23 protein-coding genes are annotated in these 26,476 nt (G+C 72.4%); 13 read left to right on the top strand and 10 right to left on the bottom strand.

The window, feature by feature from the left end; translation table 11 throughout:
• Position 1 precedes the first annotated feature (1 nt).
• The 5 genes from ACFVJQ_RS08535 to ACFVJQ_RS08515 all read right to left on the bottom strand — a co-directional run bounded on the left by ACFVJQ_RS08535 (position 2) and on the right by ACFVJQ_RS08515 (position 4,982).
• Positions 2-607 carry an ATP/GTP-binding protein gene (locus ACFVJQ_RS08535; RefSeq protein WP_224739448.1) on the bottom strand — a complete coding sequence of 202 codons (606 nt, stop codon included), beginning with the start codon at positions 605-607 and terminating at the stop codon, positions 2-4.
• A gap of 144 nt (positions 608-751) precedes the next feature.
• On the bottom strand, positions 752-1,165 hold the full coding sequence (locus ACFVJQ_RS08530; protein ID WP_129796565.1) for a DUF742 domain-containing protein: 414 nt from the start codon (positions 1,163-1,165) through the stop codon (positions 752-754).
• 22 nt (positions 1,166-1,187) lie between these two features.
• Entirely contained in the window at positions 1,188-1,661 is a 474-nt protein-coding gene (locus ACFVJQ_RS08525; RefSeq protein WP_385508935.1) for a roadblock/LC7 domain-containing protein, read from the bottom strand.
• Positions 1,658-4,159 (bottom strand): nitrate- and nitrite sensing domain-containing protein, encoded by a 2,502-nt coding sequence (locus ACFVJQ_RS08520; RefSeq protein ID WP_385781943.1) that lies wholly within the window; start codon positions 4,157-4,159, stop codon positions 1,658-1,660. Before ACFVJQ_RS08520 ends, ACFVJQ_RS08525 begins: the two co-directional genes overlap by 4 nt.
• Positions 4,160-4,208: 49 nt before the next feature.
• Complete coding sequence (locus tag ACFVJQ_RS08515) at positions 4,209-4,982, bottom strand: MHYT domain-containing protein (RefSeq protein WP_224739445.1); 774 nt, start codon at positions 4,980-4,982, stop codon at positions 4,209-4,211.
• Between the two features lie 152 nt (positions 4,983-5,134).
• Between ACFVJQ_RS08515 and ACFVJQ_RS08510 the strand changes: the two genes are divergently transcribed.
• The 4 genes from ACFVJQ_RS08510 to ACFVJQ_RS08495 all read left to right on the top strand — a co-directional run bounded on the left by ACFVJQ_RS08510 (position 5,135) and on the right by ACFVJQ_RS08495 (position 8,701).
• Positions 5,135-5,734 (top strand): class I SAM-dependent methyltransferase, encoded by a 600-nt coding sequence (locus ACFVJQ_RS08510; protein ID WP_385781940.1) that lies wholly within the window; start codon positions 5,135-5,137, stop codon positions 5,732-5,734.
• A 128-nt stretch (positions 5,735-5,862) separates the two neighbouring features.
• Positions 5,863-6,159 (top strand): hypothetical protein, encoded by a 297-nt coding sequence (locus tag ACFVJQ_RS08505; protein WP_385781937.1) that lies wholly within the window; start codon positions 5,863-5,865, stop codon positions 6,157-6,159.
• Between the two features lie 136 nt (positions 6,160-6,295).
• Positions 6,296-7,129 (top strand): hypothetical protein, encoded by an 834-nt coding sequence (locus tag ACFVJQ_RS08500; protein ID WP_385508940.1) that lies wholly within the window; start codon positions 6,296-6,298, stop codon positions 7,127-7,129.
• A 171-nt stretch (positions 7,130-7,300) separates the two neighbouring features.
• Positions 7,301-8,701 carry a tannase/feruloyl esterase family alpha/beta hydrolase gene (locus tag ACFVJQ_RS08495; protein WP_385781934.1) on the top strand — a complete coding sequence of 467 codons (1,401 nt, stop codon included), beginning with the start codon at positions 7,301-7,303 and terminating at the stop codon, positions 8,699-8,701.
• A gap of 4 nt (positions 8,702-8,705) precedes the next feature.
• Here the strand turns inward: ACFVJQ_RS08495 and ACFVJQ_RS08490 are convergent, their stop codons facing one another.
• Positions 8,706-8,888 carry a hypothetical protein gene (locus ACFVJQ_RS08490; protein WP_129796572.1) on the bottom strand — a complete coding sequence of 61 codons (183 nt, stop codon included), beginning with the start codon at positions 8,886-8,888 and terminating at the stop codon, positions 8,706-8,708.
• Positions 8,889-9,133: 245 nt separating this feature from the next.
• Here ACFVJQ_RS08490 and ACFVJQ_RS08485 point away from each other — a divergent pair, with 245 nt between their 5' ends.
• The 3 genes from ACFVJQ_RS08485 (at position 9,134) to ACFVJQ_RS08475 (ending at position 14,725) form a co-directional block, all read left to right on the top strand.
• Positions 9,134-11,998 (top strand): DEAD/DEAH box helicase, encoded by a 2,865-nt coding sequence (locus tag ACFVJQ_RS08485; protein ID WP_385781931.1) that lies wholly within the window; start codon positions 9,134-9,136, stop codon positions 11,996-11,998.
• Positions 11,995-13,263 (top strand): SWF or SNF family helicase, encoded by a 1,269-nt coding sequence (locus tag ACFVJQ_RS08480; protein WP_385781928.1) that lies wholly within the window; start codon positions 11,995-11,997, stop codon positions 13,261-13,263. The genes ACFVJQ_RS08485 and ACFVJQ_RS08480 overlap by 4 nt, the downstream gene beginning before the upstream one ends.
• A 121-nt stretch (positions 13,264-13,384) precedes the next feature.
• On the top strand, positions 13,385-14,725 hold the full coding sequence (locus tag ACFVJQ_RS08475) for an esterase-like activity of phytase family protein (RefSeq protein ID WP_385781925.1): 1,341 nt from the start codon (positions 13,385-13,387) through the stop codon (positions 14,723-14,725).
• A gap of 10 nt (positions 14,726-14,735) precedes the next feature.
• Here ACFVJQ_RS08475 and ACFVJQ_RS08470 read toward each other — a convergent pair whose 3' ends face one another.
• Both ACFVJQ_RS08470 and xylA read right to left on the bottom strand, forming a co-directional pair.
• Positions 14,736-15,125 carry a hypothetical protein gene (locus ACFVJQ_RS08470; RefSeq protein ID WP_385508945.1) on the bottom strand — a complete coding sequence of 130 codons (390 nt, stop codon included), beginning with the start codon at positions 15,123-15,125 and terminating at the stop codon, positions 14,736-14,738.
• A gap of 121 nt (positions 15,126-15,246) precedes the next feature.
• Positions 15,247-16,413: a xylose isomerase gene (xylA, locus tag ACFVJQ_RS08465; protein ID WP_385781921.1), complete on the bottom strand. Its 1,167-nt coding sequence runs from the start codon at positions 16,411-16,413 to the stop codon at positions 15,247-15,249.
• A 184-nt stretch (positions 16,414-16,597) separates the two neighbouring features.
• On the opposite strand from xylA, the gene xylB reads away from it, so the two are divergent.
• From xylB to ACFVJQ_RS08440, 5 genes are all read left to right on the top strand, one after another.
• Positions 16,598-18,043, top strand: coding sequence for a xylulokinase (gene xylB / locus ACFVJQ_RS08460; protein WP_385508946.1), 1,446 nt, complete (start codon positions 16,598-16,600; stop codon positions 18,041-18,043).
• Positions 18,044-18,057: 14 nt separating this feature from the next.
• Positions 18,058-19,272, top strand: coding sequence for an ROK family protein (locus ACFVJQ_RS08455; protein WP_385781918.1), 1,215 nt, complete (start codon positions 18,058-18,060; stop codon positions 19,270-19,272).
• Positions 19,273-19,791: 519 nt separating this feature from the next.
• A complete protein-coding gene (locus ACFVJQ_RS08450) occupies positions 19,792-20,394 on the top strand; it encodes an N-acetylmuramoyl-L-alanine amidase (RefSeq protein WP_385508948.1) in 603 nt (200 codons plus the stop codon).
• Between the two features lie 264 nt (positions 20,395-20,658).
• Positions 20,659-21,030, top strand: a complete 372-nt coding sequence (locus ACFVJQ_RS08445) for a hypothetical protein (protein ID WP_385781914.1) — start codon at positions 20,659-20,661, stop codon at positions 21,028-21,030.
• Positions 21,031-21,237: 207 nt separating this feature from the next.
• Positions 21,238-22,068, top strand: a complete 831-nt coding sequence (locus ACFVJQ_RS08440) for a right-handed parallel beta-helix repeat-containing protein (protein ID WP_385781911.1) — start codon at positions 21,238-21,240, stop codon at positions 22,066-22,068.
• A 55-nt stretch (positions 22,069-22,123) separates the two neighbouring features.
• On the opposite strand, the gene ACFVJQ_RS08435 is transcribed toward ACFVJQ_RS08440, so the two are convergent.
• Both ACFVJQ_RS08435 and ACFVJQ_RS08430 read right to left on the bottom strand, forming a co-directional pair.
• Complete coding sequence (locus ACFVJQ_RS08435; RefSeq protein ID WP_385508952.1) at positions 22,124-23,584, bottom strand: FAD-dependent oxidoreductase; 1,461 nt, start codon at positions 23,582-23,584, stop codon at positions 22,124-22,126.
• Positions 23,585-23,648: 64 nt separating this feature from the next.
• Complete coding sequence (locus ACFVJQ_RS08430; RefSeq protein ID WP_385508953.1) at positions 23,649-24,872, bottom strand: polysaccharide pyruvyl transferase family protein; 1,224 nt, start codon at positions 24,870-24,872, stop codon at positions 23,649-23,651.
• A gap of 602 nt (positions 24,873-25,474) precedes the next feature.
• On the opposite strand from ACFVJQ_RS08430, the gene ACFVJQ_RS08425 reads away from it, so the two are divergent.
• On the top strand, positions 25,475-26,473 hold the full coding sequence (locus tag ACFVJQ_RS08425; RefSeq protein WP_385781907.1) for an NAD-dependent epimerase/dehydratase family protein: 999 nt from the start codon (positions 25,475-25,477) through the stop codon (positions 26,471-26,473).
• The last annotated feature ends 3 nt before the right edge of the window (positions 26,474-26,476 follow it).

Genomic DNA, 26,476 nt, shown 5'->3' with positions numbered 1-26,476 from the left:
GTCATCCCACGGAGTCGAGCAGCCGGGCGGTGTGCATCCGTCCGGCGTACTCGACGAGTCGGATCAGGACCTCCTTTCCCGAGTCGCGATCGCGGGCGTCGCAGAGCACGACGGGCGTGCCCTGGTCGAGGTCGAGGGCGCGGGAGACATCCTGGGCGCCGTAGGTCCGGGCTCCCGCGAAGCAGTTGACGGCCACCACGAACGGGATGTGCCGGTGCTCGAAGTAGTCCACCGCCGGGAAGCAGTCCTCGAGGCGACGGGTGTCGGCCAGCACCACAGCTCCGAGGGCTCCCTGCGACAGCTCGTCCCACAGGAACCAGAAGCGGTCCTGGCCGGGCGTGCCGAACAGGTAGAGGGAGAGGCCGGAGCGGATCGTGATGCGACCGAAGTCCATGGCGACGGTCGTCGTGACCTTCTGGTCCACGCCATCGGTGTCGTCCACCAACTGGCCCGCCTCGCTGAGCAGTTCCTCGGTGCGCAGCGGCCTGATCTCACTGACCGCACCCACCAGGGTGGTCTTGCCCACGCCGAATCCGCCGGCGACCAGTATCTTCAGCGCCAGGGCGGCCGTCTCGCCACCTGTGGCGTCCAAGGCCTCGGAGACCATCGATCACTTCTCTCGGGAGTGCCGGCAGGGATGGACGTCGGTACGTGCGTGCTGTGACCCGGCACGTCGTCCGCGCACGGCTTCGGTGCACGGGTGCGAAGTCAGCATGAGGTGGTCCGGGTCCGGGGTGTTCTGAACGTTCATCTACAGCGCCCGCAGTCCTTCGATGACCTCGCGCAGAATCCGTTCGTCGGGCAGCTGCGCGGGCGGCACCGGACGGCTGACCGTGACGCAGCCGAGCTCCAGGAGGTCGCCGAGGAGGACCCGGACGACGCCGACGGGGAGGTCGGCGTCCGCGGCCAGCTCGGCGACCGACTGGGTTTCCGTGCGGCACAGCTCGATCAGGGTGCGGTGCTCCGGCCCGAGCGCGATGTCGTCGTCGACGTCCGGAGCGCCCGGGTCGAGTGTGACCAGGGCGATCAGGTCGAACCGCACCCCGGTGGGACCGGGCTTGGTGCGGCCTCCCGTCATGGCGTACGGGCGGACCAGCGGGCCGGCCTCGCTGTCGTACCACTGGCTGCCCTGCTGGTGCGGGGTGCCCTGGATGTCCTCGGTCATGGCTGTGGACCGCCTTCTCGCCTCATCCGGCGGCGGGCGGCCGCGCGCCGACGCGCGGCGCCGTGTAGAGATGCTCACCGACGCGCTTGACCAGCCGTGCCATCTCGTACGCCACCAGGCCGATGTCGGCGGTCACTGCGGTGAGGACGGCGAGGCAGGAGCCGTCGCCGGCCGCGGCCACGAACAGGAAGGCGTCGTCCATCTCCACCATGGTCTGGCGCACACCGCCGGCGCCGAAGTGCCGGCCCGCCCCCTTGGCCAGGCTGTGGAATCCGGAGGCGACCGCGGCGAGGTGTTCCGCGTCCTCGCGGCCGAGGTCGGTGGAGGCGCCCACCGCGAGCCCGTCGTTGGAGAGCACCACGGCATGCCGTACTTCGTGCACACGCAGTACCAAGTCATCCAGCAGCCAGTCGAGTTCGCCGGACCTCCCCCACTCTCGGCTTCGCTCGAGCGGGGGGACCCCCACGGCGGCTCTCATGCTCGGGTCCTGGATCATGCGGGGTCTCCTTCACTGCTGTCGCTGCCGCCTGCGGGATCCGGTGCGGCACCGCGGCCGGGTTGCCGGCCGCCACCGCGCGCCCATCCGTCGCGATAGGCCGCCATCCGGTCCCGTACGAGTTCGGGGGTACGCCGGTCGTCGTTCCGGGGGTCGGACGGCTGCGCCGTGTCCTCGGGACGCCGGTCGCGCAGTTGGGGTGCGAGGTTCGCCTGCCGTACGCGGCGTGGGAGGTCTTCGGAGTTGTCCGTGGGCCGGTGCAGGCGCAAGGTGGCCACTCCGGGGGGCGGGGTTTCGGAGCCGGTCTCCGTCGCCGCCGGGACCGGAGCCACGAGGGCGGGCCGGTCGGCCTTCTGGGGGACGGCCTCCTGATGCCGGGGGCCGCCGGGCACGCGCGCGTACTCGGGTTCCGTTTCCACCGCCTTGTTGGGGGAACGTTCCGGCGCGCCGCTGTGCAGCAGGGCCGTGGGCAGCAGGACGACCGCCGTGGTGCCGCCGTAGGGCGAGGTGCGCAGGTGCACCTTGATGTCGTGCCGTGCCGCGAGCCTGCTGACCACGAACAGGCCGAGCCGGTCGCTGTCGAACAGGTCCAGGGCCTCGGACTGGGCGATGCGGCGGTTCGCCTCGGCAAGGGTTTCCTTGCCCATGCCCAGGCCGCGGTCCTCGACCTCGACGGCGTAGCCGTTGCCGACGGGCTCTCCGGTGATGCGCACGCGCGTGTGCGGAGGCGAGAACTGGGCGGCGTTCTCCACGATCTCGGCGAGGAGGTGCGTGAGGTCGGCGACGGCGGCGCCGATGACGGAGGCCTCGGGGAGTTGTCGTACCTCCACGCGCGCGTAGTCCTCGACTTCGGAGACGGCCGCGCGGACGACGTTCGTGAGGGGCACCGGCATGCGCCAGGCCCGGCCGGGTGCCGCGCCGGAGAGGATGATCAGGCTTTCCGCGTGGCGCCGCATGCGGGTGGTGAGGTGATCGAGCCGGAACAGGTCGCTGAGTTCGTTCGGGTCCTCGGAGCGGCGTTCCATGCTGTCGAGGAGGCTCAGCTGGCGGTGGACGAGGACCTGGCTGCGGCGGGCGAGGTTGACGAAGACCCCTGAGATGCCGCTGGCGAGTTCGGCGCGCTCCACGGCGGCGCGCAGCGCGGCTCGGTGCACGCTTCCGAGGGCCTCGGCGACCTGGCCGGTCTCGTCCTCCGCGGGCGGCCCGGGCGGTGCCTCGGCCCGCACATCGATCTCCTCGCCCGCGCGCAGCTTCCGCATGGCTTCGGGGAGTTTGCGGCGGGCTATCTCCAGGGCGCTGTTGCGCAGACTCACCAGCTCGACGACGAGGGCGCGCCCGATCCGTACGGAGATCACCAGGGACGCGGCGACGGCGGCGAGACCGAGGAGTACGGCGGCGCCTGCGGGAGTGAGCAGTCCGCGGGTGAACGGGTCGGCCCGGTCCGCGACACCACGGGCGGCGTCCTGTTCGATCGTGCGCATGCCGCCCTGTACGCGTGCGTGTGCCCGCTCCCACTCGGCTTCGGGTGCGGCCTCGATCGCCCGGGCGCCCGGGCCGACGGTCAGGACCTCGTCCTCGAGGGTACCGAGGGCGGCGTAGTCACCGCCGTCGGCGAGGTTCCGCCAGGCGGCGCGTTCGTCACCGCGCAGGTCGGCGACGGCGGACTCGGTCAGGGCGCGGCGGGTGTCGACGGCGCCGGTGAACAGCCGCAGCCGCTCGCCGCCCAGGCCACCCGCGAGGCGCGCGCTGGTGATCAGCACGTCCTCCTGGGCCAGGGCCTCGCCCGCGCGGGAGAATTCGAGCAGTACGCGCGCGTCGGAGCCGAGTTCGGCGTCCTGGATGCCGGTGAGGGCGCCGCCCACGCCGAAGGCCGTGGAGATGGTCCTGGTGTAGCGGTCGTACGTCTCGTCCCATCCGGCGCGGCGGTCGAGCACCGCGGTCCGCAGCGGGCGCAGTTGCTCGGCTCCGGTGACGAAGGCGTCGAGGCGCTGGGCCACTCCCGCGGGCAACTCCTGGCCGTCCGCGACGGTGCTGCGGTCGCCGAGCCGCAGTTCCGCCACTGCCCGGTCCGTGCGCTGCGCGAGCTGCTTGAGGTCGCCGCCCTGTCCGGCGGAGGGGTCGGTCGCATGGCGTACGGCGGCGGCGCGCTCGGCCTGGAGTGCGGCCACCGCGGCCGCGACGGGGGCCCGTACCTCGGAGTCCACGCGCTGCAACTGCCGCAGCCGGGAGACGTCCTGGACGGTGGTGACGGTCGCGTACGCCCACAGGGCCAGCAGTGACACGACGGGCACCATCAACAGGCAGACGATCTTGGCGCGGACGGTGCGCGGTCGGATGCGCCAGTGGTCCGCGCGCGGGGACCCGCCCTCCGGCGCCGCATCGGTGGACTCGTCCGGGCCCTCCTCCGCCGGTGGTCCGGCGTGCGCGCGGCGGCCGCGTACAGGGGGTGTGTGCGGCGTCTGGGCGCCTGACGTGGGGGTCCTACGGGGTGTACGCATGGCCTCCTCGCTCGGAAGGGTTCGGGGGCGTGCCGGTGCACATGCGCCGTCAGCGGGCGACGCTCTCGACGGGCCGCTGGGCCGACGCGGATGCCTCGCGCTCCCCTGCCGTCGGCGACAGCGCCACGAAGGCCGAGGTCAGGAAGAGGTAGGACCCGAGGCCGACGGCGAGGGGGAAGACGAACTGCATCGCCGTGGCCCCGGGCAGGACCTCGCCGGAGGGGGTGACCTGCACGCGTACCGCGAACATCCCGGTGTAGTGCATGCTGCTCACCGCCGCTCCCATGACGAGGGAGGCGACGGTGACCGCGACGGGCGACTTGATGTTGAGCGCCGCCCACAGGGCCGCTGTCGCCGCGACGACGGCGATCACGACGGAGAGGGCGACGAGCATCGGGTCGTACGTCACGTCACCGTGCAGTCGGACCGCCGCCATGCCCAGGTAGTGCATGCTCGCGACCCCCAGCCCGGTGGTGAGACCGCCGAGGAGCAGGGCACGGGTCCGGTCGCGGCCGTAGCCGACGGCGAAGACGCCGGCGCTGACCACGATCATGGCCACGAGCAGGCTGAGGACGGTCAGCGGTACGTCGTAGCGGATCTCGGTGCCGCTGACGCTGAAGCCGAGCATGGCCACGAAGTGCATGGTCCAGATGCCCGTGCCGATGGCCGAGGCGGCCGTGACGAGCCAGTTGCGGCGTGAACGCCCCGTGGCGCCGAGCGCGCGGACGGTGCAGCGGAGCCCGAGTGCGGCGCCTATGCAGGCCATCGCGTACGACAGCACGGGGGTCAGCCAGCCGAAGGCGGCGTGGTCCAGGTGTCCCATGGCCCCGGGACGCTAGTCGGGGCACGGGCGCACAAAGGGGGTGCATTTCGAAAGCTGTTGGAATATGACGCAGAAATGTACCTGAACGATCGCGTCCAGCTCGAACATGTGCGCCGACGCGTCATCCGTGACGGTGAGGGATCATGCGGAACATGAACGACGACCGCACGCACGTCCAGGAGTTCTTCGCCGCCCGCGCAGCCGACTGGGACACCCGGTTCCCCGACGACGGCCCCGCCTACGCGGCGGCGGTGGCCGAGCTCGGTCTTCACGAGGGTGATCGGGTCCTCGATGCCGGCTGCGGTACCGGACGCGCCCTGCCGCCGCTGCGGGCGGCCGTGGGGCCCTCCGGAGTGGTCCTCGGCGCCGATCTGACGCCCGCCATGCTCGAAGCCGCCGTACGGGCCGGACGGGACCGCGACGGGCGGCTGCTGCTCGCGGACGTGGCCGCGCTGCCGTTGCGCGCGCGGTCGCTCGACGCGGTGTTCGCGGCGGGACTGATCGCCCACTTGCCCGACCCGGCGGAGAATCTGCGGGAGCTGGCGCGTGTGGTGCGCCCCGGCGGCGGGCTGGCGCTCTTCCACCCGATCGGACGGAAGGCGCTCGCCGCCCGCCAGGGCCGGCAGATCACGCCGGACGACCTCCGCGCGGAGCCCAACCTGCGTACGCTGCTGACCCGTTCGGGGTGGCGCATGACGTCGTACGTCGACGAGGATGCCCGCTTCCTGGCCCTGGCCGTCCGCGAGAGCTGACCCGTGGTCGAACGGACCGGTCCGGCCGCTCACCGCGCCGTCCCTCTTCTGTCGCCGAAGCTCCAACCCTACGTTGGGGAGCGGCTGATGAACGATCGGCGACGCCACGGAGGGGGAAGGTGGTCACAGTGTTCGACAGAATCCGCAAGTCCTGGGCAGGATTCCGCGAGGCCATACGATCGGAGCGGGGCACCGGCGAGGACAAACGTACGCACAACCTGTTCGAGGCGGCCGCCGCATACGTCTCGGCGTGCGCGGAGGACGACCAGGAGCGGATCGACGAGGCTGCGGGCTGGGTGTCGCCGGAGGCGCTGTCGTTCGGGGTGAACGAGCTGGCGTGCCGGGCCGTCATCGCGCTGGCGCGGGAGCGCGACGAGTCGCCGCGGACCGTCGCCCGTGCGCTCCTGGGGCTGCCGGTGGCCTGACGTACCCGCCCAGGGCGGGCGATTCTGCCCCGACCAGCCGGATAACCGCAGCTCCGGATGGTCCGCGGAGTCGTGACAAGCTCGTCCCGGTCGCACTAGGGTGCGCGCCGTTGGACGAACTCCTGGGGAGGCTGGGATGGCCGGGACGGACGAGACCGCCGTCGCCGCCGCGGACGATGCGCTCTATGTGCTCACGGCGGTGCTGCTGACGCCGGCGCAGTTCCCGAGCGTGCTGGGCGACGACTACCCGGAGGCCTGCGCGGCGCTCGGCCTCGCGCCGCTCGCCGACGGGTACGGCCTGGTGCTCGGACAGGACGGCGACGGCGCACGGTGGACGGTCGTCACCGACGACGTGTCGCTGGTCGCCGTCGCCATCGCCTCCTGGGACTGCGGGATGGAGTACGACCTGTCGCCCGACGAGCGGTCCGTCGTCGCGGCCCTGCCCGGCTGGCCCCTGGCGGTCGCCGTTGCGGCGCCCGGCGTGCCCGAGCCGCACGATCCCGACCCCGACCCCGCGGACGGTCCCCCGCTGTGTCCCCCCGACACCAGCAACTGGGGGCCGGCCCAGCGACGGCTCGGTGCCGACGAGATCGCGCTCCAGTGGGCGGTGTGGCGCGAGCAGATCGACGACGCCGAGTTCGTGACGCCGGACGGTTCCGCCGGGGCCGCGGAGGGCGGGGACGGCAAGGACGCGAGCCCGGGGCGCACCGGCATCCGGCGCGTGCTCGCCGAGGCGCGCGCGTACGTGGACACCCCGCCGCCGCTCGGCCGCGTCCGCTCGTCCTTCGCCCCGGGAGACGCACGGACGCTGCGGGCCGACGGTCCCGGTTGGTCGCTGGTGGCCAGGACCGACGACATCGCGTTCGTGCTGCTCGACGAGGTGCCCGGCGAGGTCCTGCCGGTGGGCCGGGGGCCGGAACTGCCGGGTCTGCTGGAGGCGCTCGACAAGATGGCCGTACGGCCCAGTTGATCCGGGACTGCCACCGTAGGGCTACACGCCCCTCGCCCTGTCAGGGACATCCATACGGAGACGGCGTCATATGTGGTGCCAGTCCATGGAAGACGCGGAGGGGGAGCCGCACGATGGGGCAGCCCGCGGCTCTGCTCCCCTACCGCTCCCCGGCATGCTCTGGAGGCCCCGATGCGTCCTTCCCGTGGTGTTCCCTCGGTTGCCGCCGCCCTTTCGGCAGCGATTGTGGCAGCGGCTCTCAGCGCGCCGACACCCGCCGCTGCCGCGGGCGTCGGCGACGGCCACTGCGCACGACAGGAACGTGTGCGCGTGCCGGGCGCGGAGTTCCAGCGAACCGCCTGTCTGGCCGACCTGACCACCACGGGACTGGCCGGCACCCCGTACACCGACCTGGCCGACCAGGCGGGACTGACCGCCCGGGCCACCCGGACACCGTCCGGCGTGCCCGGGGTGCAGGTCGACGGCTACTTCCCGGACTCCTCGCGTTTCAACGCCACGCACGGCTGGCGGCATGACGCGCAGTTCGTGATCCGCCTGCCGGACCGCTGGAACGGCGGTCTCGTCGTCACGGGGGCGCCGGGCACCCGCAGACAGTACGCGACCGACAAGGCGATCTCCGATCAGGTGCTGGCCCAGGGATATGCCTACGCCGCGACCGACAAGGGCAACAACGGGACCGACTTCTACCGCGACGGCACCCGGCCCGGCGACGCGGTCGCCGAGTGGAACGCGCGCACGACCCAGCTCACGCGCGCGGCGCGGAAGGCCGTCGCCCAGCGGTACGGGCACGCCCCGCGCCGCACGTACATGACCGGCATCTCCAACGGCGGCTATCTCACGCGCTGGCAGTTGGAGAACCATCCGGAGCTGTATGACGGCGGTGTGGACTGGGAGGGGGCGCTGTGGACGGCGGACGGCCCCAATCTGCTCACCTCCCTGCCCACGGCGGTGGCGCGGGTCCTCGGTTCGGCGTCGGAAGAGGAGTTGTACTCGGTGGGCTTCGCGCGCGGCTCGGAGTTTCTGTGGCCGTACCACGAGAAGGCCTACTGGGGTGTCACGCAGAAGACGTATCGAGCGGAGTTCGACCCGGCATACGATCCCGGCTGCCCCGGCCCGACCGCCGGTGCGACGACCGAGGAGATCCTGGCGCCCTGTGCGTCCGACGCGGCCTACGACTACGCCTCGCGTCCCGCGTCCGTCCATCGCGCCGTGGCCCGGGTGGCGCTGACCGGACGCATCGGGAGGCCGCTGATCACACTGCACGGGGACCTGGACGCGCTGCTGCCCAAGGCGGCCGACTCCGACGTGTACGAGGGCATGGTCGACGCCCGCGGGCGAGGTCCGCTGCACCGGTACTACACCGTCCAGGGTGGAACCCATGTCGACGGGCTGTACGACACCTACCCGGACCGGTTGCGGCCGATCCTGCCCTGCTATCGGTCTGCCTTCGACGCGCTCGTCGCATGGGTCGAACAGGGCGCCCGTCCGCCCGCGGACCGGACCGTCGCCCGGCCCACGGACGGTGATGTGGTCGACTCGTGTGCACTGGACGGCACCGGTCCGGGACGGTAGCGCGTCAGCGGCCGAGTTCCTTGCGTCCGACACGACGCAGCCTGCGTCGCTGCGAGGGGTCCAGCGCGAGGTACGCGGCGGCCGGGACTCCCAGCACGATCAGCAGCGCGGCCCACCAGGGAAGCCAGATCAGCAGGATGAGCCCGGCCGCCACACCTCCTGCGGCGATCTTCGCGTTCTTCGACATATGTGTCGCCTCCTTCGCGGCCTCTGCCGCTCTCTGTCCTGAAAACGGGCCCGCGCTTCCGGCGGTTCCGGATCGCGACCCTGAGACGCACCCTGAGACATCCCTGACGCCCGACCCTTACCCACCCCCGAGTGTCGACAAGTGATACAGGTCACAGCCAAAGCATGCCGGGTCGGCCGGCGGTGTGCCGTATCCTCGGCGACTCCGACCCCAGGTAGTCAAATTTGAGGAATGCGGACTTCGCTGTGCAGAGGATTCCCGCGGCATCCCCCTCCGAGATCTTCGAACTGGCCCGCTGCTGTGCCGTGTTCCTGCCGGGCGATCCCGCCCGCACCGGCAGCGTAGCCTTCTGGCGGCCGGACGGCGCCGCTCCGCCGGGCGTCGACGGCGGCACCGTCGAGGACCTGGGTGTCGTCCTGCCCGGCGGCGACGGCGTGGAGCTGGTAGGCGTGTCCGCCCTGTTGCTCCCTGTGCGCGCGGCCCTGCCCGTTCTCACGCGCGCGCGTGTGGCCCCGCAGGGACATCGTTCGGCCGTGTTCTGGGGAGCGGCCGCAGTGCTGGCCCTGCAGTTCGCGGCGCGCGGCCTGCTGCTGCCCGGCCTGTCCCCCGGCGACCACGACGCCTGGCGTGCGGGTCCCCTGCGCGCCGAGGAGGTCGAGAGCGTCCGCCGGCTCGCCGCCGCGATGCCGCCCGAGGCCCACGCCGTACCGCTGGGCACCACCGAGCCGCTGCGCCTGCCCGCACCGGAGCGCCTGCTGCGGGCCTTCCTGGACGCGGCTGCCGACGCGCTGCCCCGCTCTCCGGCCGCGTCGCTCGTCACGGGCGGTCCGGCCTACGCGGCGCATGAGCCGCAGCACCTCCCCGGGCAACGGGCATGGGCCGCCGATGTCGCCGCGGGCAACGACGCAGGTGTACGGATCTCGCTGCGGATCGAGGTGCGCGGTCTGGCAGCCACGGGACCGGACGAGACGGAGCCGGCCTTCCGGGCCGTGCTCCAGGTGCACAGCGTGAGCGATCCCTCGCTGGTCGCGGACGCCGCCGAGGTGTGGGCCGGGACGGATGCGACGAGCCGTGTCCTCGGTCCGCGCGCACGGATGGACGCCCTGCTCTCGCTCCGCCGCGCCGCCCGCGCCTGGCCGGCGCTCACCCCTCTGCTCTCGGCCGCCGTGCCGGATGCCGTCGAACTCGCCGACGAGGAGGTGACCGAGCTGCTCGGTGACGGTTCGGCAGCCCTCGCCGGTGCCGGGGTCGACGTGCACTGGCCCAGGGAACTGGCCCGCAAGCTGACCGCACGTGCGGTCGTCGGCCCCCCGGACGACGAGACGGCTGCGCACCGGCTGTCCTCGGACACGCCGTCGTTCCTGTCCGCCGATGCACTGCTCGCCTTCAACTGGCGGTTCGCGCTGGGCGACCAGCGGCTCACCCGCGCGGAACTGGACCGTCTCGCCGAGGCGAACCGGCCGGTGGTGCGGCTGCGCGACCAGTGGGTCCTGATCGACCCTCAGGAGGTGCGCCGCGCCCGTGCGCAGCAGGACCGCAAGGTCACGCCCATCGACGCGCTCGGCGCCGCGCTGACCGGCTCGACGGAGGTCGACGGCCGCCGGGTCGAGGTGCAGCCGACGGGGTGGCTGGCCGCGCTGCGGGAGCGCCTCGCGGACCCGGAGGGGCAGGAGCCGGTCGGGCAGCCCGCCGCTCTCGCCGCCGAGCTGCGTGACTACCAGCGGCGGGGCCTGAGCTGGCTGGCCCGGATGACGTCCCTGGGGCTGGGCTGCTGTCTCGCCGACGACATGGGGCTCGGCAAGACGATCACGCTGATCGCCCTGCATCTGCACCGGCAGACCGACCCGTCGGCCGCCGGTCCCACGCTCGTGGTGTGTCCGACGTCCCTGATGGGCAACTGGCAGCGCGAGATCGAGAGGTTCGCGCCCGGCACGCCCGTGCGCCGCTTCCACGGCTCGCGGCGTGCCCTGGACGACCTGGCCGACGGGGAGTTCGTCCTCACCACGTACGGCACGATGCGCCTCGATGCGGGCCGGCTGGCCGAGGTGCCGTGGGGCCTGGTCGTGGCGGACGAGGCACAGCACGTGAAGAACCCGTACTCGGCGACCGCGCGTGCGCTGCGTTCCCTCGGCGCACGCGCGCGCGTGGCGCTGACCGGCACACCGGTGGAGAACAACCTCTCGGAGCTGTGGGCCATCCTCGACTGGACCACTCCGGGACTTCTCGGCCGCCTCAGCACCTTCCGCACGCGGTACGCGCAGGCCGTGGAGAGCGGCCAGGATCCGGCTGCCGCGGAGCGGCTCGCCCGGCTGATCCGCCCGTTCCTGCTGCGCCGGCGCAAGTCGGATCCGGGGATCGCGCCCGAGCTGCCGCCGAAGACGGAGACGGATCGGGCCGTGTCGCTCACCACGGAGCAGACGGGACTGTACGAGGCGGTCGTACGCGAGACGCTGGCGGAGATCTCCGGCGCCGACAGCATGGCGCGGCGCGGTCTGATCGTGAAGCTGCTGACCGGCCTGAAGCAGATCTGCAACCACCCCGCGCAGTACCTCAAGGAGGACCGGCCCACGATCGCCGGACGCTCGGGGAAGCTGGAGCTGCTGGACGAGCTGCTCGACACCATCCTCGCCGAGGGGGCGAGCGTCCTGGTCTTCACGCAGTACGTGGGGATGGCCCGCATCGTCGAACGGCACCTGTCGGACAGAGGCGTGGCCTCGCAGTTCCTGCACGGCGGAACGCCCGTCTCCGAGCGCGAGGCGATGGTGCGGCGCTTCCAGGACGGTGAAGTTCCCGTCTTCCTGCTGTCGTTGAAGGCCGCCGGCACGGGGCTGAACCTCACGCGGGCGGAGCACGTCGTGCACTACGACCGCTGGTGGAACCCGGCCGTCGAGGCGCAGGCCACCGACCGGGCGTACCGCATCGGCCAGGACCGGCCCGTGCAGGTGCACCGGCTGATCGCCGAGGGCACGATCGAGGACCGGATCGCCGACATGCTGGACCGCAAGCGGGAACTGGCCGACGCGGTGCTCGGCTCCGGCGAGGCGGCGCTGACGGAGCTGACGGACGCGGAACTGGCCGATCTGGTCGAGCTGAGGGGGACCACACGATGAGCCGTCACGACCACGGACACGCCGACGAGACAGAGCGCACGTTCGCCGCGTTGCCGCCCACGCGCGGGAGGGCTTTCGCGGTGACGTGGTGGGGCCGTGCCTGGCTCAGGGCCCTGGAGGACGCGGCACTGGACGCCGAGCAGGTGAAGACGGGCCGTCGGCTCGCGCGCGCGGGAGCCGTGGGCGCGGTGTCGGTGCGGCCGGGCCGTATCACCGCGGTCGTCCAGGACCGCGACGGTACGGGGCACCGGGCCGACGTGCTGCTGGAGGAGCTGTCCGCAGAGCAGTGGAACCGCTTCCTCGAGATGGCGGTGGAGCGGGCCGGGCATGTCGCCGCGCTGCTCGACCGGGAGATGCCGCCGCACCTCGTGGAGGACGCGGCGGCGGCCGGGATCGAACTGCTGCCGGGCATGGGCGATCTGGAGCCCGAGTGCGACTGCGGCGCCTGGGACCAGTGCGGGCACACGGCAGCGCTGTGCTACCAGACGGCACGACTGCTCGACGAGGATCCCTTCGTTCTGCTGCTGATGCGGGGGCGGGGCGAACGCGCCCTGCTGGACGGCCTCCAGGACCGCACCAACAGGCCCGCCGAAGAACCGGTCGAGCCGGAGGGACTGGACGCCGCGGAGGTCTGGGCGGCGGGCGACATCCTGCCTCCGCTGCCCGACCCGCCCGGACTCCCCGAGCACCCCGGTCTCCCGCCCTCTCTGGACACCGAGGCACCGCCTGCCCTGGGGGTCGACCCGGCCGCCCTGGAGTTCCTGGCTGCCCGGACCGCCGTGGCGGCGCATCGGATGCTGGCCCAGGCGCTGCGGCCGACGGCTGCTCCGGAAGCGGAACTGACGGTCGCGCAGGACGCCGTCCGGCTGGCTGCGGGCTCTCCTGAGGAGGCCGTGGCGGACCGGCTCGCCGACGGTTCCGGGCGCGGCCGGGACGAACTCGCGTCGGCCGTACGCGCCTGGCAGTACGGTGGCGCAGCCGGACTGTCGGTGCTCGAGGAGGAGTGGGCCGTGCAGGGGGAAACCCTCGCACGCGCGCGTGCCGCCCTGGAGGCGGCCTGGGACGACGACGAGCGGCCGACGCTGCGCGCCAGGGGCAACCGGTGGACGATCGTCGGCGCGCCGAGCCAGCTGCGGCTGGGCGACGACGGCCGCTGGTGGCCGTACCGGAAGGAGCACGGCCGCTGGGCACCGGCGGGAAGTGGGGTCCAGGATCCGGCCACGGCACTGGCTGCGGCGGAACAACCGGCCGCGGAAGAAGCCTGACCGAACCGGACGTCGGCCGGACCGGCGGCCGATGTCCGGCGTTCACCGGAGCGTCGCACGACGTTCCCCGTGGGGTCCAAGTCTGGCCGCTGTCACCGAACTTGGTCCATCAGGAGGCCCGATGTCCCCGCACGCCACCGGCCGGCGCCGCGTCCACCGTTCCGTCGCGGCGGGTGTCCCCCTCGCCGTGGTCGCCGCTCTGCTGGCGGCAGCTCCGGCCACGGGCGCCCCGTCGCAGGACGCGCGCGTGATCCGCACGGCGACACTGGGCGACATGTCGCTCGGCGCGTTCAGCAACGCGCTGCTGCCCGGCACGGTGGCCGACGACCGGGGTGTGGACCTCGGCGGCATCGGCAGCGACATCTACCCGGCGGGCCGCAAGGGCGAGTTCTGGACGGTCACCGACCGCGGGCCCAACGGCCAGATCAAGGTGGACGGCAAGAATCGGCGGACGTTCCCGGTGCCGGGCTTCGACCCGGCGATCGTGCGGATCCGGGTCTGCGGTGACTCGGTGCGGGTGCTGGACGCGATCCCGATCACCACGTCCTCCGGGAAGCCCGTGACCGGCCTGTCCAACCAGGAGGGGCGTGACGAGGCGCCGTACTCCTACGACGCGAGGACCCCGCTGTCGTACGACCCGAACGGGCTGGACATCGAGGGCATCGTACGGGCCGAGGACGGCAGCTTCTGGCTCGTCGACGAGTACGGGCCCTCTCTGGTCCATGTCTCCGCGCGCGGGAAGGTGCTCACGCGCTATGTGCCGGAGGGGCTGAACCTCACCGGCGCGGACTACCCGGTCGTGGAGGCGCTGCCGTCCGTGCTGCTGCACCGGAAGATCAACCGTGGCTTCGAGGGGCTCGCGCTGCTGCCGGGCGGCGACCTGGTGATGGCGGTGCAGAGCCCGCTGTCCCTGCCGGACAAGGATGCCGGAGAGGCGTCGCGCACGACCCGGCTGTTGCGCTTCTCCCCGAAGAAGAAGGCCGTCACCGCCGAGTACGCGTACCGCTTCGACGCGGTGAACGTCGTCGATCCCGGCGAGGACGACACCTCCGAGCTCAAGATCTCCTCGGTGGTTGCCGTGGGCGGTGACCGTCTGCTGGTCGAGGAGCGCACCGACAAGGCCGCCCGGCTGCAGCTCGTGCGCCTGGACCGCGGCGCGAACATCCTGGGCGGCGCGTGGGACGACGACGCCACGTCGCCGTCCCTGGAGCAGCTCGACGACCCGGCGTCCGCAGGTGTTCCGGTGCTCGCCAAGCGGCTGGTCGTCGACCTGGGCACGGTCGCCGGCGTCCCCGGCAAGATCGAGGGCGTCGCGCGCGTGGACCGCGACACGCTCGCCCTGATCAACGACAACGACTTCGGGATGACGGACGGCGCGGAGGCGTTCGACGCCCAGGGCCGCCTGGTCGACAGCGGGATCGAGACGTCGGTGGTCTACGTACGGCTGCCGCGCGGGCTGTGATGCAGTCCTCCTAGGGCAGTAGGTCGCCCGGGATGGAGGGGATCAGCGATTCGAGGTCGCTCGGTACCCCACTCGGCAGCTCGGTCGGGAACTGCGACGGCAGGGACGGCAACTGGCTGGGCAGTCTGCTGGGCAGCTCGGTCGGGATGCCGAGGGACGGACGGGGCGACTGACTCGTGCTGCTCTCTGCGGGCTGCTTGCCGTCCGGGGAGTCGTCGTTGCCGGAGGCCAGGAGGACGACGGCGGCGACGGCGCCGACGCCCACGAGCGCGGCGAGCACGATCAGGACGGGGTTCCGCCGTCGTGCCGGAGGTTCCGGCGGCGGTCCGAAGCCGCCGCCCGGAGGCGGCGCGTCACCCGGAGGGCCGGGCGGTTGAGGCGGTACGGGCGGCAGGGCCATACCGCCAGGGTCGCGGCACGCCCGGCCGTGCCGCGACCCCCACGCGGATATTGACGCGGACTCATGCCATGGATCGCACGATTCCGCGGCATTCCGCGTGGAGGCCACGACGGGCGCAGCCTCAGCCGCGCGCGCCCAGCAGATGGTCCATGGCCAGCTGGTCGAGCCGCTCGAAGGCCATCCCGCGCGCGGCGGCCATCTCCACGTCGAACTCCTCGAAGGCCGTGCGGTCGGCGAGCAGTGCCTGCAGACCGTCCGCCGCGGTGGGCTGGGCCAGCTCGTCGAGGCGGGAGGCGCGCAGGGCCTCCTGGACCTCCGGGTCGGCCCGGAAGGCGGCCGAGCGCTCCTTCAGGATGAGGTAGTTGCGCATGCAGCCGGCGGCCGACGCCCACACGCCGTCGAGGTCCTCGGTCCGCGGCGGCTTGAAGTCGAAGTGGCGGGGGCCGTCGTAACCGGCGCTCTCCAGGAGGTCGACCAGCCAGAAGGCGGCGCGCAGGTCACCGGCGCCGAAGCGCAGGTCCTGGTCGTACTTGATGCCGGACTGGCCGTTGAGGTCGATGTGGAAGAGCTTGCCCGCCCACAGGGCCTGCGCGATGCCGTGCGGGAAGTTCAGTCCGGCCATCTGCTCGTGCCCGACCTCGGGGTTGACGCCGTACAGCTCCGGCCGCTCCAGGCGCTCGATGAACGCCAGGGCGTGGCCGACCGTGGGCAGCAGGATGTCGCCGCGCGGCTCGTTCGGCTTCGGCTCGATCGCGAAACGCAGGTCGTAGCCCTGGGAGGTCACGTACTCGCCGAGGAGGTCGAACGCCTCCTTCATGCGGTCGAGTGCGACGCGCACGTCCTTGGCGCCGCCGGACTCGGCGCCCTCCCGGCCGCCCCAGGCGACGTACGTCTTCGCGCCGAGTTCGACCGCGAGGTCGATGTTGCGGATGGTCTTGCGCAGCGCGTAGCGGCGCACGTCGCGGTCGTTGGCGGTGAACGCACCGTCCTTGAAGACGGGGTGCGTGAAGAGGTTCGTGGTGGCCATCGGCACGGTCATGCCGGTCGCGTCCAGGGCCTGGCGGAAGCGCTTGATGTGCGACTCGCGCTCGGTGTCGGAGGACCCGAACGGGATCAGGTCGTCATCGTGGAAGGTCACTCCGTGCGCGCCGAGCTCGGCCAGGCGCTGCACCGTCTCGACCGGGTCGAGGGCCCGCCGGGTGGCGTCGCCGAACGGGTCCCTTCCCTGCCAGCCGACGGTCCACAGGCCGAAGGTGAACCTGTCCTCGGGGGTGGGCTGGTAGTTCATGCCGCGGCTCCCTTGCTCGCTTGCGACTGTTGCACACGACTATTTCGTCATGGCGGTTTACAAATTAGTATGCAGAAGCACCTCTGGGAAGAGACAAGGTGTCTCCGAAGCCGGGACATGACCCAGAGAGACGTGCCTCACAGCAGCCGCCGGGGCGCGTGAGCCGCAGGAAAGGGAGAGCCCGATGTCAGCAGCCGAGGGTCCGCTCGTCGTCGGCGTGGACACGTCCACCCAGTCCACCAAGGCGCTGGTCGTCGACGCGGCGACCGGCGAGGTCGTGGCGAGCGGCCAGGCACCGCACACCGTGTCCTCGGGAGCCGGGCGCGAGAGCGATCCGCGGCAGTGGTGGGACGCCCTGTGCGAGGCGCTGCGCCAGTGCGGCGACGCCGCGCACGAGGCCGCCGCCGTGTCGATCGGAGGACAGCAGCACGGCCTCGTCACGCTGGACGACCGGGGCGAGCCCGTCCGTCCCGCGCTGCTGTGGAACGACGTACGCTCCGCGCCGCAGGCGCGCCGGCTGACCGAGGAGCTGGGCGGCGCGAAGTTCTGGGCGGACCGCACGGGCAGCGTGCCCGCGGCGTCCTTCACGGTCACGAAGTGGGCCTGGCTCGCGGAGCACGAGCCGGAGGCGATCCGCGCGACCAGGGCCGTACGCCTGCCCCACGACTACCTCACCGAACGCCTCACGGGGCAGGGCACGACCGACCGCGGCGACGCCTCCGGCACGGGCTGGTGGGCGTCCGGCAGCGAGTCGTACGACGAGGAGATCCTCGCGCACGTCGGCCTCGATCCGGCGCTGCTGCCGCGCGTGGTCCGGCCCGGCGAAGTGGCGGGCACCGTGCGCGACAGCCACGATCTGCCGTTCTCCAAGGGCACCCTGGTCGCCCCCGGAACCGGCGACAACGCTGCCGCCGCGCTCGGCCTCGGGCTGCGTCCCGGCATGCCGGTGCTGAGCCTCGGCACGTCGGGCACGGTGTACGCGGTGTCGCAGCGGCGCCCGGCCGATCCGACCGGCACCGTGGCGGGCTTCGCCGATGCGCGCGGCGACTGGCTGCCGCTGGCCTGCACTCTGAACTGCACACTCGCCGTCGACCGCGTCGCGACCCTGCTGGGCCTGGACCGCGAGGCCGTCGAGCCCGGCACGAGCGTCACCCTGCTGCCCTACCTGGACGGCGAGCGCACCCCCGACCTGCCGAACGCCTCGGGGCTGCTGTACGGCCTGCGCCACGACACCACCGCAGGCCAGCTGCTCCAGGCCGCGTACGACGGCGCCGTCCACTCACTGCTCGGCGCGCTCGACCTGGTCCTCGACGAGGACGCCGACCGCTCGGCACCACTGCTGCTGATCGGCGGCGGCGCCCGGGGCACGGCCTGGCAGCAGACCGTACGACGGCTCTCCGGGCGCCCGGTCCAGGTCCCCGAGGCCAGGGAGCTGGTGGCGCTCGGCGCCGCGGCCCAGGCGGCCGGCCTGCTCACCGGCGAGGATCCGGCCGCGGTCGCCCGACGCTGGAACACCACCCGCGGACCGGTGCTCGAAGCGGTCGAACGGGACGAGGAGACGCTGGCCAGGATCTCCGGGGTACTCTCCGACGCGGCCCCGCTGCTGGAGCGGAGCACGCAGATCGACTGAGGACGGACGGAGGCATGACCGCACCGCTGCACGAGGCCCGCCCTGCCGGTCCCGGACGGGCGCTGCCCGACACCCAGCAGGGCATGCGGCGCCGCAACCTGGCCCGGGTGATGCACACGGTCAGCGCCGAGGGGCCGCTCTCCCGTGCCGCGGTCGCCTCGCGCATCGGACTGACCCGCGCGGCGGTCTCGACCCTCGTCGAGGAGTTGATCCGCTCCGGGCTGCTGGAGGAACTGGGCCCGGAACGGCCCGTCCGGGTCGGCCGGGGCCGGCCCGGGTCCGCCCTCGCCGTCAGCGGGCGCGGTCCCGCCGGGATCGGCGCCGAGGTCGGCGTCGACCACCTCGCGGTCTGTGCGGTCGACCTGCGCGGACAGGTGCGGGCGAGGATCGTGCGGCACGGCTCCAACCGTGGCCGCTCCCCCGCGCCGGTCGTCGAGGAGCTGACCCGGCTGGTACGTCATGTCGTAGCCGAGGCGGAACGCGAGGGGCTGTGGCCGGCCGGGCTCGCCGTGGCCGTGCCCGGTCTGGTGGCGGGCGACGGGCGCACCGTCGTACGCGCCCCGAACCTCGGCTGGCACGACACGGACCTCGGCTCCCTGCTGCCCGCCGAGCTGCCGCTGACCGTGGACAACGAGGCCAACTTCGGAGCTCTGGCCGAGCTGTGGCTGGGCGAGGGCACTCCGCGGGACTTTCTGCATGTGTCCGCCGAGATCGGCATCGGCGCGGGCGTGGTCGTGGACGGGCGGCTGCTGCGCGGAACGCGGGGATTCGCGGGTGAGTTGGGTCACGTGCCGGTCCGGCCCGACGGGCCGGGCTGCGCGTGCGGCGGGCGCGGCTGTCTGGAGCAGTACGCCGGCGAGGAGGCGGTGCTGCGCGCGGCCGGCCTGGAACCGGGCGAGGACCGGGTGGGACTGCTCGCGGCGCGCGCGACGGAGGGCGACGAGGACGTACGGCGGGCGTTGCGGGATGCGGGAGAGGCGCTCGGTGTCGCGCTGACCGGGGCGGTGAATCTGCTGGACCCCGAGAGTGTCGTGCTGGGCGGGGCGCTGGCCGGTCTCGCGCCGTGGCTGCTGCCGTCGCTGCGGTCCGAACTGGCCGGGCGCACGGCGGGGCCGGCCTGCCCCGTGTCCGTGTCCCGGCTCGGGCCGGAAGGGCCGTTGCTGGGTGCGGCGCACTCGGTGGTGCGCGCTGTGCTGGACGATCCGGTGGCGGTGGCGGAACGTTCCTGACGGGCCGACAGCGGAAGGCCCGACGGGCGAAAGAACGGCGTCCCCACCCGCTCGGGTGAGTGAGTTGTCCACAATTCCGCGGCCGTCCACCGACGAGCGGGACGTCCTCCCGTCCAACCGGCAGGCGTCGTACCGTGATTCACGCGAGGCGCAACCGCCGTGTGGTGACCACGGCGGGTGTGCGGGGCTGGGATTGTCGAGGGGGACGCATGATGCCGGTGGAGCTGCCGAAGGGTGCTGGTGCCCATCCGGTCGCGTCGCGGGACACGCAGGGGTGCGGTCGAGAGCGATCCCCGCATGCCGACCGTCCGGCCCGAACCGGGCGAATACGCCTGGACGTTCGGCGGCACGCTGCCCGTGGCGCGCATCGCGCCGGGCACGGTTCTCGATCTGTACACGGAGGGCTGCTCCGCCGGGCGCACGCGCGGCTGCGTGAGACGGCGGCGGCGTTGCGGCGTTGAGCGGCCACCGTGGCTCGCAGCATTTCCCAACTTTCCTCAATGCAAAGGCGAATCGTCCATGGAACAGGCCCGACCGATCCCCACCAGGCGTCGCATCCTGAAGGGCGCCGCCGCCCTCGCCGCCGTCCCGTACGCGCTGCTCCCCGAACCCAGCGTGGGTGCCGTGATGCCGGCCCCCGACCACCCGCACGCCGACTGGCAGCCGGCCACCGCCGCCAACTACACGGCGTCGAACCGGGGGACCGCCCGTCCCGTCGATCTCGTGGTCATCCACGTCACGCAGACGAGCTACTCCAACACCCTGGCCGTCTTTCAGAACCGTCGGAAGCAGGTCTCGGCGCACTACGTCGTCAGATCCGGCGACGGGCACGTGGCGCAGTGCGTCCGCGAGTCCGACATCGCCTGGCACGCGGGGAACTGGCACTACAACACCCGCAGTATCGGCATCGAGCACGAGGGCTGGGTCGACCAACCCGGTTACTTCACCGACGCCCTCTACGAGCAGTCGGCCGCACTCACCGCCGCGATCTGCACGAGGTACGGCATCCCGAGGGACCGGGAGCACATCATCGGGCACTACGAGATACCGGGCACCGACCACACCGACCCCGGACCGCACTGGGACTGGGCGCGCTACACAAGGCTCGTCAACTCCGCCTGAACGGGACGCCGAGCTCGCTCGGGACTTGAGGGATTGGGCACGGCCGTTCACCGCCCCCAGGGCGAAAGACCGCCCACGAGACGGCTGGTACGATCTCCGACGTGCTGAGCGAGAACCAAGCCAGCACAGCAACTCCTTTGCTTGTAGTACCAAACCGGGCTGGTTCCAACCCGGCTGGTGTTGATCGTGTAAGACCTGCCGGTCCGCTGGGCCGCAGGCGACGTGAGCCAGGAATCCCCCTGCTTCAGCCGGGGGAGGGTTCAAATGTCCAGGTCCCTGTCGATGCCGTTGACGGTCGACGCCCGGGAGCACGGTCTGGTCGGTGACGGAACCACCGATCAGCCGGCGTTCACCGCCGCGCAGCACGGGGCCGGCCGGGACAACCATCTGGCGGACATCACCTTCGCGCATTTCGAGGTGGACGGTTCGGGCGTGGGGACCCAGGAGTACGACGCCCTGGCGAAGGGGATCGGTCTGCAGTACGTGCTGCGGGGCCGGTTCAGCGATCTGTTCGTGCACGACACCGCGGCGACCGGTTTCGGCTGTGACCTCCTGCAGGACACGCTCGTGGAGGGGTTCTGGCGGAGCGGTGCGGACGGCAGGACCCCGGCGAGAAGATGGGCGGCGCGGGGATAGGGATCGGCGTGGGCGGCTGGGGCATGGTCGAGCGCCTGACGATCACCGCCTGCACGGCGGTCGGCAACGGCACCAACGGCATCTTCGTGGAGTTGCAGCAGGAGCACTGGCCGCCACCTCGCGGCATCCGCATCACCGCCTGTCACGCCGAGGACAACCGGTTCGGCATCTCCGACTGGGGAGGGTCTGCTGGTCACCTCGTCGACGATGCTCGCCAATCACGAGGCGGGGTTCGACGTGTCCTCCCAGGGCACATCGGGCGTCGGCGGGCGCGGCGGCATCGTCACCGGCTGCGTGATCGACGGCAATGTGCGCGACGGCCTCGGGATCGGCAACACTCCCGGCCCCTACGCCTTCCGCGGCAACCGGATCAGCAACAACGGGCGGTACGGGTTCTGGGAGCACAATCTCGCGGGCGGCGACCAGGAATCGGCAGCGGACATCGTGCTGGAGTCCAACGACATCCGGGACAACGCACTCGACGGTGTCCGCATCGACGCCGACCTGCGGGATCCGGCCGTCCTCGGCAACCGGATCCGCGACAACGGCCGCCGCGCCGCGCCGGCGGCATCGGGTGGCGGTGACGGGGTGCGCTTCAGTCGTCTGTCCATGATCGACGAGAACGCCGACTGGCCGCCGGACGGGCATCGCGGCAAACAGCTGACGGTGGGCACCCAGCACGCCGTGGTCACGTTCAACACGGAAACGGAACTCCGCCTGGCGCCTGTGCGGCCGGGGGCAAGGACGGCCTGGATCGACGGCACGCCGGCGCCGGGTTCCCCGTACCGGCTGCCCGGTTCCCCGGCGCCGCGGGCCGGAACCACCACCGCCGCCACCGCCTGCGGGCCGCACTTGCACAGCAACCGGATCTGGGACGACCAGCGGCCCAGGACTCAGACCCACGCCCTCTGGATCACACACGCAGGCAGTTGGAAGAGAGGACGCGTGGTCGGCAACGACTTCAGGGGCAACGCGTCGGCGGCCACGCGCTTCGACACCGCTCCCGTCAACGGCCGGTGGCACGACAACGAGTCATGAACCGCGGCTCACCACGCCGTTGAGTGGCTGCCAGTACGCCGTTCGTAGTGCGGCGTCAGCGGGGCTGTGGTGCGGGTGCGTCGGCCTCGATGTCCAGTCGGGCTCCCTGGCGCAGGAGTTCCTGCTGGACGAGGTGGTACGGCACGTCGCGCGGGCTGCGGCCGAGGCGGGTGGCCAACGCGGCGCAGACGCCTGCCGCCTGGCCGGTCGCCATGGCGATGGGCATCACACGGTAGGAGGAATGTGCCACGTGCGAGCCGGAGATGCAGCGCCCGGCGACGAGCAGTCGGTCCGTTTCGCGGGGCAGCAGACAGCGCAGCGGGATGTCGTAGAACCGCCCGCGGGGGACGCGCTTGAGGACGGTGCCGCTTCCCCTCGGGTTGTGGATGTCGACGGGATAGGCGCCGTGTGCGACGGCATCGGGGAAGGAACGCGCGGCCAGGATGTCGTGGCCGGTCAGGTGGTAGTCGCCGAGGATGCGGCGCGTCTCCCGTACGCCGACCTGGGTGCCGCTCTGCACGACGTACGACTGCTCGAAGCCCGGCACGTGCAGGCGCAGGAAGCGTTCGATCTGCTCCAGTTGGCGGCGGGCGACGTACTCGGCGCGGCTGAGGTCCCACACGTCGATGCCGAGCGCTCGCGTGACGCGGGTGCTGTTGACACTGACCTCACGGGGGTGCGGTGTGCCGAAGAACAGGATGTCCTCGCGGGGCAGGCGCAGTTCGCCGGACTTCGTGGCCTCCTCGACGAGGTCCCACAGGCCGTGCACGCCCCGCCACTGGTCGGGATGCTCGTGGACGTACTCGGCGAACCGCGGCCGCAGGAAGTCGACGACCCGGAACATGAGCGTCATGGGCTGCACCAGCCCGTCCTCCGGGCGGCCGACCTCGCTCGGTGCTCCGCAGGCCGCGGCCACGTCGCCGTCGCCCGTGCCGTCGACGACGACATCGGCGTCGATCACCACCGGACCGGACTTGGTCTCGAAGACCACCCGCCAGCCCTCGCCGTCGTCGAGCGGCAGCGCGGCGGAGGCGAAGGAGTGGAAGAGCATGCGTACGCCCGCCTCGTCGAGCAGATCGAGGAGGACGAGTTTGAAGATCTCCGGGTCGAAGGGCACGGTGTAGCCGGTGTCGAGGGAAGGCGGGGTGCAGCCGCCGCGCTCGTCCAGCCGTTCCAGCAGCCGCCACAGAAAGCCGGCGACCACCGCCTCGCCCTCGCCGTGATCGGTGGGCAGCAGCCGGTCCCCCTCCCCGCCGGGCCCGGCGAACACGGCCTGTTTCTGCTCGTTGTGGAACGACATCAGGGGCATGACGAGTGCCACGGTGGCGTTGCCGCCGAGGAAGCCGTAGCGCTCCACGAGCACGACGTCGGCCCCTGCGTCGGCCGCCGCGTGTGCCGCCGCGGTTCCGGCCGGGCCGCCGCCGACGACGAGGACCTCCGTCCGGCCCGCGTGGTGGGCGGAACGCGGAGGCAGGGTGATGGTCCGGGGCTGTGGCGGTCGTTCCAGGATCGGCATCGCTATTTCCCGTCGGGTGGTTTCTCCGAGGGCGGCGGGGCGGTCTCGCCCGGGCTGCGGTCCCTCAGGTCGCGGTTCCGGTGCCCGGCCGGAGCAGATGCAGCCCGGGCTGTTCGGGACCGGCCCGGTCACCGGTCTCGTGGTCCAGGGCGTCGAGCACCGCGCCGCATCGGACGCAGGTCTCCCGGGCCAGGGCCCGCAGCTGCTGAATCCGGGCGTCGAGATCGGCGCGCCGCTGCGGGAACTCGTCCCAGAGCCGATCGACTTCGGCCAGCAGCAGCCCGGCCTGCTCGCGCGCCACCCCGACCAGGGCCGGTGCACCCATACGCCGGGCGAAGTCGAAGACCTTGCCGGAGTAGGGCAACGGCAGCACGGGCAGTCCGGCGAGCGCGGCGAAGATCACGAAGTGCAGTCGCATGCCGACCACGAGGTCGAGGTGGCTCATGAAGCCGAGGACCTGGCCGGGACTGTAGATGCTGTGCAGGATCCGCCCCCGGTCCGGTGCGGTCATCCGGGACAGGACGCCGTGGGCGTGGTGCACGTCCTGCCGTTCCATCGGGACGAAGACCACATGGGCGTCCAGCCGCCGTACGAGGAAGTCGGCGACGTCGGCGAGGAGCGCGTGGTAGTCGCTCTCGTCGAGTTTCTCCGCCGCCCGGCCCGGTTCGCGCACCGACATCCCCACCAGCCGGGTCGCTGCGGGGATGCCCTCCTGCCGCATCATCTGCTCGGTGAAGGGCTCGGGCGGCAGCAGCAGCGCCGGGTCGGCGGTGACAGTGAGATCGCGTTCGAGTCCGGCCTCCTCCAGTACGAGCCGTGATTCCTCGTCCCGCACCACGACCTCGTCCATCACCGGCAGCACGGCGCGCACCGCCTCCCGGTCGTCCGCCTCGCGCAGCGGGCCCGCGCCGACGGCGTAGGCGAAGGTGCGCACACCGCGGGTCTGGGCCGCCCGCACCAGCCGCAGGTAACGGCGGGCCTCGCCGTCGTAGAGGATGCCGCCGCCGCCGAGCACCAGCACGTCCAGGCCGGACAGGACGTCGAGGACCTGTTTCTGCGGGACGCCTTCCCAGTCCACCACCTGGTCGGCGGTCGGCTGGTGGGCGCGGGTGTGCTCGGCGTTCCGGCTGAAGACGACGAGCCGGGCGTGCGGGCGGTGGCCGCGCAGGCAGCTCATGACGCAGGTCAGGATGGCCTCGTCGCCCAGGTTGAAGCCGCCGTACGAGCCGAGCAGGCCGATGTGCGGGGCCGGTCCCCCGGGCCGCGGACGCTGTGTGGTGGTGGTCATCCGGAACTCCTGTTCCGTGGAGCTGAAGAGCAGGGCGTCGGTCCGGGACAGCTCTGCGGGCGCGGCGGGGAAGCGGTCGGAGTCTGGTGGGTCGCTGCCGCGGGCTCGGGCCCGAGTTGCCGCCACGACTCGGGAGAAACCCCCTCGCTACGGTGCTTTCCGGCGGCAGCGGACAGGGAAGCAGGCGGGAGGCCGTCGGCGCCGGCAGCGGGCTGCGCCACCGCGGGATCTTCGCCCGGCGGCCCACTCCTGCGCTCATCCTTCCATGGGACCGCGGTCGGCACCATCGCAGTGAAATGAGGCGACGACGCGGGCGGCGCCGCGATTGAGCGGCAGCCGGCGGGGAAACCGGCGTCGCATGTCCACTGCTCGGACGGCCCGGGGCGCCCGGGCCTCGGGTGCTCACTCTCCGTCGCTCACTCGATTGCCGTACACCACCGAGCCGCCGACGCCGGGGCGGATGAGGCTGATGTGGGTACCCGACGACCTCTGCGGCGTGTGCGACCGGGCGCCGGCGGCGGGGCGGGACCGGAAGGTCCCCGGATCGGCGACGGGCGTACGACAGGCCGTGGATGCAGTGGCCCCGTGCAGAGGAGACCTGAATGAGCACCGCTTCTTCCCGCGACTGGGAGCATGCCGTCGTCACCGGCGGCGCGGGCTTCGTCGGCTCGCACCTGTGCGCCGCCCTGCTGGACTCGGGCACGGCGGTCACCTGCGTGGACGACTTCTCCACCGGCAGGCCCGAGAACGTGGCGCCCTTACTGGACCGGCCCGGATTCACGCTGGTGCACGCCGATGTCGCCGAGCGGCTTCCGATCGACCGGCCGCCCGATCTCCTGCTGCACTTCGCGTCCCCCGCGTCCCCCGCGGACTATCTTCGGCTGCCCCTGCACACCATGGAGACCGGCAGCCTCGGCACCCGCAACGCCCTGGAGCTGGCGCACCGCAGTGGCGCCCGTTTCGTGCTCGCGTCGACGTCCGAGGTCTACGGCGACCCGCAGCAGAACCCCCAGGACGAGCGCTACTGGGGCCATGTGAACCCGGTCGGGCCCCGGAGCGTGTACGACGAGGCCAAACGGTTCGGTGAGGCGCTCACCACCGCGCACGCCGAGGCCGAGGGCACCGACACCTGCATCGTGCGGCTGTTCAACACCTACGGCCCCCGGATGCGCGGCCACGACGGCCGCGCCGTGCCGACCTTCGTCCGCCAGGCACTGGACGGTGAGCCCCTCACGGTCACCGGCGACGGACGCCAGACCCGGTCGCTGTGCTACGTCGACGACACCGTCCGGGGCGTCCTCGCGGCCGCCGGGCACGGCATGCGCGGCCCGGTCAACATCGGCAATCCGACCGAGATCACCATGCTCGATCTCGCCCGTCTGGTCATCGAGCTGACCGGATCCGGGTCGGAGATCCGCTTCGTCGAACGCCCGACGGACGACCCGGCGGTGCGCTGCCCGGACATCACGCTGGCCCGCGACAAGCTCGGCTGGGAACCCGAGGTGGCCGCCGAGGAAGGCCTGCGCCGCACGATCGACTGGTTCCGTACCGCCGCCGGCAGCGAACGGCTCGCGGGGGACCGCAGGCCCACGGACCCCTGACCC

Source organism: Streptomyces sp. NPDC127197, assembly GCF_042672405.1.
GTDB classification, from domain to species: Bacteria; Actinomycetota; Actinomycetes; order Streptomycetales; family Streptomycetaceae; genus Streptomyces; species Streptomyces flavusporus.
This window is presented reverse-complemented; position numbering and strand designations above follow the sequence as displayed.